The following is a 13,090-nucleotide window of genomic DNA, read 5'->3' on the forward strand; positions in this document are numbered from 1 at the left end:
TCAGTTTGACTGCGCCGTCCGCCTCGGCCCCATATATCGCGATACCTGCACTGTCCGGGCCACGGTCTGTCATAGTGACCAGCATGTCCGTCAGCATCGAACCCAACTCAGGCTCCAATGCCCTGTCTTTCAAAAAAAGGCCGACAATTCCGCACATCGCTTTTGTCCCCTGAAATTTCGCCGTGAGGAACGCTAGCAGGCCGAAACTCTAAAAACAACTTCAAGAAATATTTTTTCCTGATGGGAAAATATCTGTGCCTAAATCATAAGCAACAAACAGCGGACCCGAAAGACGCACCTCGGGCCTGTCGGGACGATGCAAGACGCATCAACTCGTTTGCGGATAAGAGATGATGGAAAGGTATTTCGCTGGAAGTTTCACCAAAACCTCGGGCCCGTGCGGCGCGTCTGCGTCGAAAAACAGCGTGTCTCCCGGTTTCAGCGAATAGATATCGTCACCATGACGGTAATCCACCTCACCTTCGAGCATGTACAGCATTTCGATTCCGTCGTGCTGAAAGGTTGGAAACCTGTCCGATTCTTCTGTCAGCGTGATCAGGTAAGGCTCGACCACCACGCCACTGGCATTGGCCCCCAAATGGCCCAGCAGATTATATTGATGCCCGGCTCGTGTACCGGCCCTGTCGGTTTCGACCCCTTCACCAGCCTTGGTATGTACGGCATTACGCGTTTCCTCATACCGGCGAAAGAATGAAGTGATCGGAGTGCTAAGCGCGTTTGCCAGCAACTGCAGCGTTGTCAGCGACGCAGATGTCGCGCCGTTTTCAATCTTGGACAACATGCTGATGGACAGACCGGTCAGTGCAGCCAATTCAGCAATCGTTGTGCCCTGTTGCAGGCGCAGGGCCTTGATCTCGCGCCCAATCGCAGTTTCCAGGTTCTTTTCGCCGCTGTCTCGAAGCTTGTGCGGGTCCTGCGACAGGACAACGGGCTGCTCGGGATCGTGTGACTGCGCCATCTGGCCTCCTGATCTCTCATGTCGGTTCATTAAGATGGATCGGCATTTCTCAAGTGATCTGCATACGACCACAAACCTACTCGCAGATTGTTCAGATATTTAAAACATGCAAGCGCACTCCTCAAATCTCAGCGAAACTGGACTAAGCAGAATGGTTTTGTCGCCAAGTTTTGGTTGATAACAAGAACGCGCTGCGGCAGCGGGTTTGTTGCGCTGCTCAGGCAGCATGAAATCAAGTGTTTTTCCGTGCTTGTCTGCGGCGCGACAGAGATTGACCGGGTTTGTCGCAAACTCTGTTCCCACCTGCCAGACCGGGGTCCGTCAAAAACAGTAAGAATTTTTCAGCCACCGATGCTTTCGCCACGTGCCGGTGAGCGCTAGTCTGACGTAGACTGAAATAAAAGGCTGTTACGATGGTTGTTTCCGAGCTTTCCCCGCTTCATGAAACTGAACGGCTGCGCGCTCAGATTCGGGCGGGTCAGATCACCGGTCCAACTGCAGGGCTGGCCGCCGGTCGAATGCAGGCGAATTTGGTTGTTCTGCCAACAGACCATGCCGATGCGTTCCACGATTTCTGCCTTTCCAATCCGCAACCATGCCCTCTTTTGGCGGTTACAAAGCCGGGACAAAGCCGAGTTCCCACGCTTGGTGCAACCATTGATCTAAGATCGGATCTGCCGGGATATCGAGTTTGGCGGGACGGCGCGATTGTTGATACGACAACCGATGTGACTTCGATCTGGCGAGAGGGTCTGGTTGCATTTGTCCTGGGATGCTCATTTGGCTTTGAAACAGCAGTGATGGAGGCAGGGATCGAATTGCATCACGTGACTGCCGCCAGAAACGTGCCGATGTATGACACCAATATTCCCCTTAAATCGGCCGGGCCTTTTGGGGGTACGATGGTGGTGTCCATGCGCCAAATTCCAGCCGACCGGGTGGAAGACACAATCAGGATTTCCGGGCAATTCCCGCAATGCCATGGCCGACCCGTTCATGTGGGCGAGCCTTCGGAGATCGGTATCGCATCGATAGAACGCCCAGATTATGGGGATCCTCCGGTCGGTGAAGGGGTCCCTATGTTCTGGGCATGTGGAGTGACACCACAAGCTGCTCTTCGCCGGGCCAAGCCGCCATTCGCCATTACGCACGATCCTGGAAAGATGCTGATCTGCGACGTTCCGGCGACCTGGGACCAAGTGCTGAACCCCGTGACATGAAACGGATTACGCTGGAGACTTTCATCGCCCTGGCGCATCTGCGCCATTTCGGCAAGGTGGCCCGGCAGTTGAACACCACACAATCCACCGTGTCTGCGCGGATTGCGTCGCTTGAACAGGAGCTGGGTGCCTCGTTATTCACGCGCGCGCCGCATTCGGTTTCCCTCACACCCAAAGGCAGGACACTGCTGGAACATGCTGTGGAAATCGTGGCCAGCATGGACAGAATGTCAATGGCGGTCGGCAAGGATCCGAAACGCGAGGGTACCCTTCGACTGGGTGTGTCGGAAACGCTGGTCTCGACGATTGTGCCGTCGTTCTTCGCGTCGTTTTCGCGAAAATTCCCGGCCTCCAGCCTGGAGATAATTGTCAACAACACGACCTATCAAAGAGATCAGTTGATCGACCGTGGGCTGGACCTTGCGCTGCTGATGGGGCCGGTTTCGAATGCGCGGGTCGCAAACATCCCGCTGATCGACTTTCCGATGATCTGGGTGGCGGCTTCGGATCATCCTTTGGCCTCTGCGTCAGAGATTACATTGAACGACCTGACCGAAAACCCGGTTCTGAGCTATGCCACCAACTCGCGCCCCTATATCGAGTTGACCGACGCATTGCGCAAAGCGGGCGTCCACGCGCCACGGCTGTTTTCATCGAATGCGATGGGCGCGAGCGTTGAGATCACCCGCAAAGGGCTTGCGATCTGTACTGTGCCGGGCGTTTATGCTGAGCCGTTCATCGCAGACGGGTCTCTGGTCGAACTGGCGGTTCCGATCCAGCTGAATCCGATCTCGTTCACAGCCTCATATCGTACGGAACCGGGGAATGAACTGGCTCGGGAAGCAGCGCAGATGGCCGTGGACACGGCCCGGCAGTGGGAAAAAACCAATCGTAAAAATCGATAGATATTAACACAAAACGACAATTGGTTGCGATTGGCAAGGTGCGGTAGTCTCAAGTTGGTTGTTGTTAGGGGAGAGATTCTGATGAAGCTGCCAATTCTATCCACCTGCGCACTGGCCATTGCCGCATTGCCCGCAATTGCTGAAGACCTGCAGGAAACCAAGCTGAACGTCGTGGGGTCATGGGGTATGGTGTCAATGTACACCGACTTTACCCAACCATTTTTCACCTCCACGCTGCCGGAAGTGTCAGGAGGCGCCATCACCGCCGAAATCCGGCCGTTCAACGAACTGGGTATGGATGGCTCCGAGATCATCCGCCTGGTCGAACAGGGTACCCTTCAATTTGCTGAAACACCTATGGGCTATCTGATCGGCGACAATGCTCTGAACGGCGGCAATGACCTGCCGGGGCTTGCGCCCGATATCGAAACGGCGCGCGCCATTTCCGACGCCTGGCAGCCGGTCATGGCCAAGGAATACCGCGACAGATACAATGTAGAGCTTCTGGGTGTGTACCCTTATTCCGCTCAGGTCGTCTATTGCCGCGATGAGATGAGCGGACTTTCGGACCTGTCTGAGCGCAAGATCCGCGCGTCCGGGTCGGCCATCGGAGACTTTGTCGAAGCGCTTGGTGCGACCCCGGTCTCGATGAGTTTTGGTGAGGTCGTTCAGGGGCTGCAGACGGGTGTAATCGACTGCGCCATTACAGGCTCGATGTCGGGTTTCAATGCGCGCTGGAACGAGGTTGCCACACATATCTATGAGCTGCCGATTGCATGGTCGCCAGTGGTGCTGGTTGCCAATGGCGAGGTTTGGGACGGTCTGGACGGTAAGGTCCGCGATTTCCTGTCCGAGCAGTTCGCGACCTTCCAGAACTCGGTTTGGGAAGGCGCAGGTCTGGAGACAGCTGAAGGTTTTGCCTGTAACGCTGGTGAGGCCGCATGTACCCGTGAAAACCCGGGCTCAATGACTCGTGTCCCGGTTTCGGAAGCAGATATCGCCCTTCGTGACAAGATCCTGCGCGAGGTGGTTCTGGCCAATTGGGGCGAACAATGCGGCGCGGACTGTGTCAAAACATGGAACGAAACGGTCGGCGCGGCAACAGGTGTATCGATCGAATGACCAGCGGTTGCGGAAAGCAGGTTGTGCGAACAACTTGCTTTCCGAACCTCATAAGGTGCTAGAATTCCAAGATGTACGCATTTGCCGAACGACTGGCCACCTGGATGGCACGGGCCTGCGGTTTTGCACTATTGATGTCGGTCGTGATGATCTCGGCCGAAGTCCTGTGCCGCCGCCTGTTGGGCGTTAGCCTTGTTGGCGCGGATGAGCTTGCCGGATACGTTCTGGCCATCACCGTGACCTGGGGCTGCTCGCTGGCCATCATCCGCCGCGCACATGTTAGGATTGATATCCTGCACGCACAATTGCCTCGGTCGGGTCAGGCTGCAATGGATCTGCTGGCGCTGCTGGCGATGGCGGGTTTTGCGTTCTTCCTGGCTTGGTTCGCAACCGGATTGTTTGAAAACTCGTGGCGCACCGGCGCTGTCTCCAACAGCCAGATGCAGATCCCACGCTGGATACCCCACGGGCTGTGGGCCGCCGGGTTCTGGGTTTTCGGTGCGGTGACGGTGGTTCTGATCCTCGAATATCTCAAGGCGTTGCGCAACCGCGACTGGGACCGCGCAAAACTGGTCGCCGGAGTGCGGGGCGCCGAGGAAGAAGCGCGGACAGAAACCCGCGAAGCAAAGGAAAGACTGTAGCTTGCTTCTGACGGCTTTGATCCTGCTGGTCGTTCTGATCGCCCTGAGCCTGCCCATCGCGGCAGCTTTGGGCGTCATGGGCGTTATACTTGACCGCACCTTTGGCTTTCTTCCTCTCTATAAAGCCTCCGGAGAAGTTGCCTGGACCGCCTCGTCCGGCTTTCTGCTGATGGCAATCCCGCTTTTTGTGTTGTTGGGTGAGATTATGCTGCGGTCAGGCGTGGCAGATGCGATGTATGATGCGTTGGCCAAATGGTTGGGCTGGCTGCCCGGTGGGGTGATGCACGCCAATGTCGGGGCCTGCGCCCTTTTCTCGGCAACCTCGGGCTCGTCCGTCGCAACCGCCGCAACAATCGGGACGGTCGCCGTTCCCCAGATCGACAGGCATGGGTATGGGCCCCGGTTGTTTTTGGGGACTCTGGCAGCGGGCGGAACCTTGGGGATTCTGATCCCGCCTTCGGTCAACCTGATCATCTACGGTATCCTGACCAACACGTCAGTGCCCCAGTTATATCTGGCAGGCATCATTCCCGGCCTGATCCTTGCAGCTTTGTTCATGCTGGTGATCGTCTTCATAGCTGTCTTACGCCCGGAAACTGCAGGCCACCGTATGAAATACACGCTGGCCGAGCGGTTCCGGGGCACACTGGGTGTGGTGCCCCCGATACTGGTGTTCATCGTTGTAATCGGATCAATCTACGCGGGGTTTGCAACCCCGACCGAAGCCGCTGCATTGGGTGTGGTCGCCGCATTGATGATTGCAGCCGGACGGCGCAGGTTGACCTGGAAAATGCTGAACGAAGCGCTGGAGGGCACCGTTGTCACCACCTCGATGATCGTCCTGATCATCATTGCCGCGTACATTCTGAACATGATCCTGTCGGGCATCGGTCTGACAGCGCGGTTGAACGATTATGTCACCAGCCTTGGTCTGACACCGATGCAGATGCTGCTGGTTGTGGTGGTTTTCTATCTGATCCTCGGCTGCTTCATGGAAACGCTATCGATGATGATCACCACGATCCCGATTATCGCACCTTTGATGTTCAGCCTTGGCTTCGATCCGGTCTGGTACGGCATTGTCATGATGATCCTGATCGAAACGGCGCTGATTACTCCCCCAATAGGGCTGAACCTTTACGTGGTGCAGGGTGTCCGCGGGCGCGGGCCGATGACAGATGTCATGATCGGTGCCTTGCCCTTTGTCGGCGCTATGGCCGCGATGGTCGCGTTGTTGGCCGCTGCGCCGGGGCTGGCGACCTGGCTGCCCACTGTTTTGATGCGATAAAAAGAGGACGATGAGACAATGACCGAAATCGCCTTTATCGGACTTGGTACAATGGGGCGGCCGATGGCCGAGACCTTGCGCCGCGCCGGGCATCACGTCATCGGAATGGATGTTGATGCTCAGGTACGGGCTTCTTTCGAGGGTGCGGTTATACCGTCACCAGACGCTTTGTCGGCCGCCAAGGTCATCGTGACAATGCTGCCCGAGGGGCAACATGTTGCCGATGTACATGAGGCTCTCATCCGACCGGGTGCCGCAACAGGCAGCTTGGTGATTGATTGCTCGACCATCGACGTTGACACCACACGCGCCCTGGCCGAACGCGCGGAAAAACAAGGGTTGGCGATGTTGGACGCTCCGGTCTCAGGCGGGCCAGCGGGGGCTGAGGATGGCAGCCTTAGCTTCATGGTCGGAGGTTCGGACTCCGCCCTAGAGCGGGCACAACCTATTTTACAGGCGATGGGGTCCAAGATCATGCACTTTGGCGCCGTCAGCGCGGGCCAGGCCGCCAAGGCGTCGCACAATATGATCTGCGGCATCACCGCAATGGGAGTTATGGAGGGCTTTGCACTGGCTGACGCGCTTGGGTTGGACCTTGAAAAGTTCTACGCTTTGTGTGCCGGGGCGGCGGCGCAAAGCTGGGCGCTGGAAAACCGCTGCCCAATCCCCGGAATTGTCCCCCACGCGCCCGCCTCGCATGATTTTGCGCCCGGTTTTGCTGCGGGCCTAATGGCGAAAGACCTGCGCCTTGCCCAATCGGCCGCTTTGGCCTGTGGCCAATCCACTCCGTTCGGCGCCGAGGCTGCTCGAGCCTTCACAAAGTTTTCGGAAACCTCAGGTGACTTCGATTTTTCAGCTTATTACACCGCTTTGCGTTCGTTGCCTGACACCAATCTGAGCTGACGGGTTTCTTTGAATGCCGAACCGAATTGCGCGTTTTGAAATACCCAACCCGCGCCTTCGCGCTCACAAAAGCTCTGTGCTGGAAACTACGCCTCAGAGAAAGTTCTTGCCCAGGCTCTGATCCTAACCGTTGGTTCGCCCAACTAGATTTCTGTCATGCTGCCCTTAATTGCCGGGCTGTGCGCGAATTCCAAGACCATGCATTCTGGGAATAGGTCCTGTGTCAGACAGACGTGAACAGGGGCATTACCCTTTGAATCCCAGACCGAATGGATGCGGGGTCGCTGGTTGGTGGCCTGTGGATAGCCTCACACAGAGCGCAATCGGTGCATGGCCGTAACGCTAGCGCGATTGGCTGATTGCAATCGCTCGTGTCAGGTCGGCCACTATGTTTCCGTGCGTATCAAAAAGCACCCGCAACAGCTGACTTTGGCGGTTCAGTTCTTCCGTCATGAGGTTAAGCGCGCCAATCTCAATCAGCTGCTGCGTATTGCTGAGCCTTTGCAGACCCTCGAATTCGCTTAGAATATCAGACGCCCAATCTGCATTTGGCGGATGGTCCAACGAACCTGTCCACTCTTCAAATTCAAGATCCAAATCGTTGGAATCCACTTCCGGAACCAAATCATTGGTGTTTATCGCATAATCCTGTGATCCTGCTTCAACCACATATGAACTGTCTACGTCGAAAGTGACGTCACTAAAGTCAAACATTGCCGTACTCCGCTAACCGTAAATCTCGGCACGTGTTATAGATGAAGTCGCGTTATGGTTGGAAAAAGCAAAAGTTAATTTTGCTTAATGTGTATTAACTTTTGCGAAGATTTTTCTCTGCCACGGTGTGCACCTTAGAATATGATCTATCGGCATTCACCATCAGCAAAACACTGAAGCAAGTCAGCCACCTGAGACGGCTCAATTTGTTCGTAGGTCGGGCAAGGTGAAGTCGTTACTTCGTAAGTTTTATCGCCGTTTGTCAGTTGCAGAGCGCCAATTACGTCAATCTCTGTAGGTGGCAATTCATCAAACATACCCGCATAATGAGCTGAAATTGAAAAGCGCGCATTAATGTTCTCTGCTGCGAGCGGGATAAACTTCCCGTCGATAAATTGATGGCCTTCAAAGCGATAGGCACTTGAGTAAAAGTACTCAATTTGCCAAGGCATTTGAACATCGTCAGACGGAGGCCAGTATTGTGAGAGAATGGCCTCTAGCTGTTCCTCGTGAAGGAATGGAAGCTTGGTCGTCTTATAGAATCGACCGAGCACCATCACTTCCCCGTCGCGTTTGTTTTCGAGGATTTCTGCGAGCGCCAGCGAACGCAAGCGCAAGACCTTGTCTTGCGGCAGCAAGCGTTCAAAAACAGATACTTCGGGTTCCTCGCAGCTTAATGCGTTGGCCTCGCCAACTTGAAAAAGTGAAAGCACCAGGAAACACAGCCAACCGGCCCTTGCGCGCGTCATTGGTCAAATGCCTCGTCACTACAGTTTTCCACTTTTTAGAAACTCTTAGCAGACATTTGCGCCATGTACAGCATGTGGCCCATTGGGCTCCGAGCGGACACCCGGCACTTTCCACCGGCTTATAGGATGCCTGAGGTCGAACAACGTCTGTAAGGCAGGCAGAAGGTGCCGTTGGTTTGGAATTTTCCAACGTCCGCTTGCCTTGTGAAACTCATTGCACTAGGTCTCCATCACGCGCTGCACTGAAGCAGAGCGATGGAGATTTTATGTCTACGATTGCGGTCCGCCGCTAGGGTCCACCTGATTGGACCAACCTGAACCAAAAGACTTCCGCGCAAAAGGCCGGAAGCCTTTTCGGCTGACATAAGACCAAGAGACAATCCATTGAATATCTCAAAGCACGAGCAGCGTGTTTTGCACGTTCTGACTCAAGGTGGAGCAATCCATTTTCTACGCATGACGAACGGCAAACTGCGCGAAATTTCATGCTTCACACGCGACGGCCATATCTTGGCTGATTGCTCGCTGAAGCTTTTCGACCGCTTGAAAAAACGGCGGTTTTTCAAACCCCCGCACAGCCAACCCTGCCGCGCCACTGGACTCGGCATTCGTTCCACGATCCCCCGATACGACAACCGATAAGGACATTCAGAAAATGACAAACCCAATCATCAAAGCCACTTCAACCGATGACATTGCTGGGCTTCAGGCCGTGCTGGACAGGACACAGCTTTTCCCAAGCGAGATGCTTCCGGACATGCTGGCTCCTTACTTGGCAGGAGAAACAGACGCTTTTTGGCTGACTTGCCACTGCAACGGAAAAGCAGTGGGCCTGTGCTATTCGGTTCCAGAGGATCTGGCCGATGGCACGTGGAATATGCTTGCGCTTGCCATACGTCCCGACCTGCAAGGTAAACGGCTTGGCGAAGCGCTCGTGCGCGCGGCAGAGCAGCACCTGCAGGAAAAGGGGCAGCGTATCATGATCGTAGAGACATCTGGTACGGATGACTTCACACTGACGCGTAAATTCTATACTCAGAATGGCTACGAAGAAGAAGCACGTATCCGCGACTTTTGGGCTGACGGAGACGACAAAGTGATCTTCCGAAAGGCGCTTTGACATGCGCGCCCCTCGCCATCCTGATGGCGAGGGCATCCGACGGAAGACATTGACAGGCAAGATGACAACACCGACCGCAAAGCGTCTGGAACAAGGACAAAACGAGTGCGGTCAGCCTCATGGCTCACATCGATCCGGCGTTTGTGCAAAAGGTCTTCAACCTTTTGAAATAGAAGCAGAGAACGGAAAGCCGTGTTTCTAAAAGTAAGGGGTTCGGGCGAGCCGGCCCAAGTTCTGATCCACGCGACAGGGTAATTTGTGGGCTAACGCTTGCCAGACGTCAGGCGTCAGCCCTGTAAGCGATCATTGGATCGTTATGTCTTGCGACACATCAAAGCCTTTCACCTAGCGATCACCTGCTGAAAACTTGATCGTCACCGGGCTCGCACCTTTTGCGCGCAGTTCTGCCACATGCTCACCGGGTTTGGGTGCGTCGGCCCAGGCATCCAGATCTTTGGCAACCTTCTTGCCGTCCAGATACCATTCAACAGATTTTGCTTCGGTGCGGCCAGTGAAGGTACCCCAGAGGTGCAGCGGTCTATCTGCGCGCACCACCTGACCGTCTGAGGGGTGAATGATGGCAAGCTCGGGCGGGACCTCGGGCAGTTTAACTGGCTTGGTGTCGGCCGTCGCAGTGGAATAGCCGTCATGCGCCAGAACCCTGATCCTGACTTTGTCGGCAGGGATAGGGGCTGGGTCGATCTCTACAGTGTTGCCCGTCACACCAACGGTCAGGCCGTTCCAGCGTTCGCCATCAGCGGACCATTGCAGCCAGATTTCGGGATCGTAACCACGTTTAGCCCCGGTCGTTTTCCAGGAAACCTTTAGACCAGACTTGCCAATACTGGCTTCGGCCGATGCTACTTTAATTGGCCGCGCCGGCCGTTGGCGTTCCCATAGGGTCTTATCACCCTGGCAAATTCGAATTGCAGTTCCAAGGTCGACGTCACCCATTGCCGCGATGAAGTTGTAGGGCGGTTCAGCCGGATCCTCTTTGCCGCAACCGCCGCAGCCGCAGCCATCACCATTGGCGTCGTGCGTATCCATTGTGAAGACCGGCGCGGATGAGATCACCTCGCCATTGTCGCCGAGCAATTGGATGACAAGATCAGTACGCGCGCCGGACATCCTCAGGGGCCGCGTTGGAACCCGCACGAGGCTTGCGACCGATGCTTGCATATCTCTGTCAACCGCTCCGACAATCGTCACAAATGGGCGTATCTGGTCTTGCCTGTCGACTTCCATGGCACCTGTCCCCGTCGTATTGCCGCCAGACACGCCTGTTGCCAGTGCAACCGGGTCAAATTCGGCACGGTTCAGCATGTAGTTATGCGTAAAGATCGAAACCCATCGAGGTCCGCAATACCCCATCAGATCCTCGCTGTTGGCTGGCCTGTGTATTGTCCCGTCATTTGTGTCGAGACCGTATTCGCCGATACTCGCATCCGAATAGACTGTGTTGCCGCTGGAATTGGTTGTTGTCATGCCGGTATCGTAGGGCTCGTACAGCGGATAGTTAGCGTTCGGTGTGCCGACCGCACCGCATGGGGCATGTGGCAGGCCCGCCTGATGGCCCAATTCATGCGCAAGCGTGACCGGGCTGCCGGCAAGGCCGGCACCGTTGCCACCGCTGGCACATCCTGTATTGCCATGCGAACGCGGGATCGCCGCATTCACCAGACCATAATAAAGCCAGTCGCCTTGATTGCCGTCATTGGTGCGCGCATTGGCCACGAAGTTTAGGATTGGTGACCAGTTGGGATCGCATCCGCCCGCCGGGAAGCTGTTGTTTGTCAGGCCCTGTGTTGTCGTCTGACTGTCGATGATCCGCACGTTCGGCGTGCTGCTCACCGGGAAGACCCGAAGGGCAAAACTGGTGTCAGCGGCAACCTGCGCCGCGTTGGGGGCTGGCAGCGTGATATCGGCCCCACCGCCCATTGGCGGGCCTTCATAGCCGATTGTGACAGCCGCAACCCGCAACTCCTGCTCAAGATCGACGTCAACAAGCTGTTGAGCCGTATCGCTGCCACCATAGCAATCATCCGGCGAAGAGACGGTGATCGAAAGACGCAGAAGCCCCGTCATAACGTTGGCAGGGATAATGAAGTTCAGCGTTGCGTCGATATCGCGCCGCTCTGCGTCATAGCTGGAAAAACTGTCCTGGGCTGTCATAGGGGCGTTGACCGACGCGATGTTGGCCACTGTGGACCAAACCCCGCCGACCCGGCGTTCCACTTGAAGCGTACCATCAACATTGCCAAGCTGCCCGTTGTCGAAATTCGGGTCCTGTCCGCTGCGCAAATATGTCCGTACCCAGGCCGATTTATTGGCCACCAGTTGCAACGAGTTGTCCGGGCCCCGGTCGGCGGGATCAGTAAGATGCTGGGCGGCACGGAAATACTGGATCGCCTGCGTTACCTCTATCCCATCGATGGACAGGTTCGGCGGGTTCTGGAAAACCAGGTCCAGACCCTGGCTCACAGTCGGAGGTTTGCACTGACCGGTCGCAACGATTTCGACCCGCACTCGGGTCGTTTGATCGAAATGGGTTTGATCGAAATCCCAACGTCCCAGGTCAGGTGCCGGTGTAATCTGCGCAATGACGGAACCGGTTTCCGTGTTCACAATGCGAACCGTCACAGTGTCAGCGGCGCAGACCTTCCAGCGGATTTTCAGGACCTCACCGGGCAACAGGCAATCGTCATTTTGATGACCTTTGACGACGAATTTAAGAATATCAGCGCTTGTGCCTTCGAACTCTGCCAGATGCTTTCCGCTCGCTCGATAGTCCAGAAAACGGTCACAGACGTTAATGGTTTGGGCCGGAGGAATGATCGCCAAACCGCAGCCTGCACCAGAGGGGACGATCACGCAGATGCGTTCGTCTGACCATGAGGTCGGCACAGCGATCGGGCCGGGGTGCATCGTGCCATGCTGGGTGAACTGCACGCGCCCCGCAATATCGCCAAACCCGCACCCACAGATCGCAACCGTATCGCCAGGGCAGGCACGCTCTGGGTTGATCTTGGTCACGGTGTAGCATTCGATGCTGCACCAGTTCCTGTATGCATCCGTGATGCAATCCAGGATGGGTTGACGGACACAAATTTGACAGCAAGGCACCTGACCACAGTGGCTCTGGCCGCTACAGATACACCAGACATATTCAAGCATATCGTTGAAGTGCCGCTTTGAATGCGGCTTCTTGCAGATCAGGTTGACGGCGGCTTCGTGAAGCGCGGTCAGCGCTTGGAAACGACACAGTTGTTCAAGCAGCGCGCCAACGTATTTGACCATTGTTGGTTTGTGACCGCCGGATACATGCATTGCCGCAAAGACCATCAGGCTCATGTCTTCGTCGGCTATCAGGGACTTTCCGGTCGGGCAGGCATGGTCGGAACAGCAGGCCGAATTGTGTTTCGATTTGACCGGTTTGCAGCTGTCGTCAT

At 55.8% G+C, this 13,090-nt stretch carries 13 protein-coding genes and 2 pseudogenes; 9 read left to right on the forward strand and 6 right to left on the reverse strand.

Features of this window, described 5'->3' with window-relative positions; translation table 11 throughout:
- The 3 genes and pseudogenes from AC2FNU_RS20455 to AC2FNU_RS20465 form a co-directional block, all read right to left on the reverse strand.
- A pseudogene (locus tag AC2FNU_RS20455) lies at positions 1-157 on the reverse strand (glutamine amidotransferase); the annotation flags it as partial.
- 171 nt (positions 158-328) lie between these two features.
- On the reverse strand, positions 329-979 hold the full coding sequence (locus AC2FNU_RS20460) for a helix-turn-helix domain-containing protein (RefSeq protein WP_496791885.1): 651 nt from the start codon (positions 977-979) through the stop codon (positions 329-331).
- 195 nt (positions 980-1,174) lie between these two features.
- Positions 1,175-1,255: pseudogene (locus AC2FNU_RS20465) on the reverse strand (IS6 family transposase); the annotation flags it as partial.
- 137 nt (positions 1,256-1,392) lie between these two features.
- On the opposite strand from AC2FNU_RS20465, the gene AC2FNU_RS20470 reads away from it, so the two are divergent.
- The 6 genes from AC2FNU_RS20470 (at position 1,393) to AC2FNU_RS20495 (ending at position 7,058) form a co-directional block, all read left to right on the forward strand.
- Positions 1,393-2,199, forward strand: coding sequence for a putative hydro-lyase (locus tag AC2FNU_RS20470; RefSeq protein ID WP_496791886.1), 807 nt, complete (start codon positions 1,393-1,395; stop codon positions 2,197-2,199).
- Positions 2,196-3,104 carry a LysR family transcriptional regulator gene (locus tag AC2FNU_RS20475; protein ID WP_496791887.1) on the forward strand — a complete coding sequence of 303 codons (909 nt, stop codon included), beginning with the start codon at positions 2,196-2,198 and terminating at the stop codon, positions 3,102-3,104. The genes AC2FNU_RS20470 and AC2FNU_RS20475 overlap by 4 nt, the downstream gene beginning before the upstream one ends.
- An 81-nt stretch (positions 3,105-3,185) precedes the next feature.
- A complete protein-coding gene (locus tag AC2FNU_RS20480) occupies positions 3,186-4,226 on the forward strand; it encodes a TRAP transporter substrate-binding protein (protein WP_496791888.1) in 1,041 nt (346 codons plus the stop codon).
- A 71-nt stretch (positions 4,227-4,297) separates the two neighbouring features.
- Entirely contained in the window at positions 4,298-4,867 is a 570-nt protein-coding gene (locus tag AC2FNU_RS20485; protein ID WP_496791889.1) for a TRAP transporter small permease subunit, read from the forward strand.
- Between the two features lies 1 nt (position 4,868).
- The gene (locus AC2FNU_RS20490) at positions 4,869-6,155 is read left to right on the forward strand and encodes a TRAP transporter large permease (protein WP_496791890.1); all 1,287 of its coding nucleotides are present in this window, start codon (positions 4,869-4,871) and stop codon (positions 6,153-6,155) included.
- 18 nt (positions 6,156-6,173) lie between these two features.
- Positions 6,174-7,058 carry an NAD(P)-dependent oxidoreductase gene (locus AC2FNU_RS20495; protein ID WP_496791891.1) on the forward strand — a complete coding sequence of 295 codons (885 nt, stop codon included), beginning with the start codon at positions 6,174-6,176 and terminating at the stop codon, positions 7,056-7,058.
- Between the two features lie 342 nt (positions 7,059-7,400).
- On the opposite strand, the gene AC2FNU_RS20500 is transcribed toward AC2FNU_RS20495, so the two are convergent.
- Positions 7,401-7,772 (reverse strand): hypothetical protein, encoded by a 372-nt coding sequence (locus tag AC2FNU_RS20500; RefSeq protein ID WP_496791892.1) that lies wholly within the window; start codon positions 7,770-7,772, stop codon positions 7,401-7,403.
- A gap of 146 nt (positions 7,773-7,918) precedes the next feature.
- Positions 7,919-8,521, reverse strand: a complete 603-nt coding sequence (locus AC2FNU_RS20505) for a hypothetical protein (RefSeq protein ID WP_496791893.1) — start codon at positions 8,519-8,521, stop codon at positions 7,919-7,921.
- Positions 8,522-8,905: 384 nt separating this feature from the next.
- Here AC2FNU_RS20505 and AC2FNU_RS20510 point away from each other — a divergent pair, with 384 nt between their 5' ends.
- Positions 8,906-9,163 (forward strand): YjhX family toxin, encoded by a 258-nt coding sequence (locus AC2FNU_RS20510; RefSeq protein ID WP_496791894.1) that lies wholly within the window; start codon positions 8,906-8,908, stop codon positions 9,161-9,163.
- 13 nt (positions 9,164-9,176) lie between these two features.
- A complete protein-coding gene (locus AC2FNU_RS20515) occupies positions 9,177-9,641 on the forward strand; it encodes a GNAT family N-acetyltransferase (protein WP_496791895.1) in 465 nt (154 codons plus the stop codon).
- A gap of 345 nt (positions 9,642-9,986) precedes the next feature.
- Here AC2FNU_RS20515 and AC2FNU_RS20520 read toward each other — a convergent pair whose 3' ends face one another.
- Positions 9,987-12,674 carry a hypothetical protein gene (locus AC2FNU_RS20520; protein WP_496791896.1) on the reverse strand — a complete coding sequence of 896 codons (2,688 nt, stop codon included), beginning with the start codon at positions 12,672-12,674 and terminating at the stop codon, positions 9,987-9,989.
- A 162-nt stretch (positions 12,675-12,836) separates the two neighbouring features.
- Here AC2FNU_RS20520 and AC2FNU_RS20525 point away from each other — a divergent pair.
- Positions 12,837-13,090 (forward strand): hypothetical protein (locus tag AC2FNU_RS20525; protein ID WP_496791897.1); only part of this gene is annotated, 254 nt, incomplete at its 3' end.

The sequence above is a fragment of the Ruegeria sp. BHSB064 genome (assembly GCF_059613205.1).

Excerpts from the sequence above, each read along its gene's own strand:
- AC2FNU_RS20460 (WP_496791885.1), bottom strand. The coding sequence starts at position 979 with ATGGCGCAGTCACACGATCCCGAGCAGCCCGTTGTCCTGTCGCAGGAC.
- AC2FNU_RS20470 (WP_496791886.1), top strand. The coding sequence starts at position 1,393 with ATGGTTGTTTCCGAGCTTTCCCCGCTTCATGAAACTGAACGGCTGCGC.
- AC2FNU_RS20475 (WP_496791887.1), top strand. The coding sequence starts at position 2,196 with ATGAAACGGATTACGCTGGAGACTTTCATCGCCCTGGCGCATCTGCGC.
- AC2FNU_RS20480 (WP_496791888.1), top strand. The coding sequence starts at position 3,186 with ATGAAGCTGCCAATTCTATCCACCTGCGCACTGGCCATTGCCGCATTG.
- AC2FNU_RS20485 (WP_496791889.1), top strand. The coding sequence starts at position 4,298 with ATGTACGCATTTGCCGAACGACTGGCCACCTGGATGGCACGGGCCTGC.
- AC2FNU_RS20495 (WP_496791891.1), top strand. The coding sequence starts at position 6,174 with ATGACCGAAATCGCCTTTATCGGACTTGGTACAATGGGGCGGCCGATG.
- AC2FNU_RS20500 (WP_496791892.1), bottom strand. The coding sequence starts at position 7,772 with ATGTTTGACTTTAGTGACGTCACTTTCGACGTAGACAGTTCATATGTG.
- AC2FNU_RS20505 (WP_496791893.1), bottom strand. The coding sequence starts at position 8,521 with ATGACGCGCGCAAGGGCCGGTTGGCTGTGTTTCCTGGTGCTTTCACTT.
- AC2FNU_RS20515 (WP_496791895.1), top strand. The coding sequence starts at position 9,177 with ATGACAAACCCAATCATCAAAGCCACTTCAACCGATGACATTGCTGGG.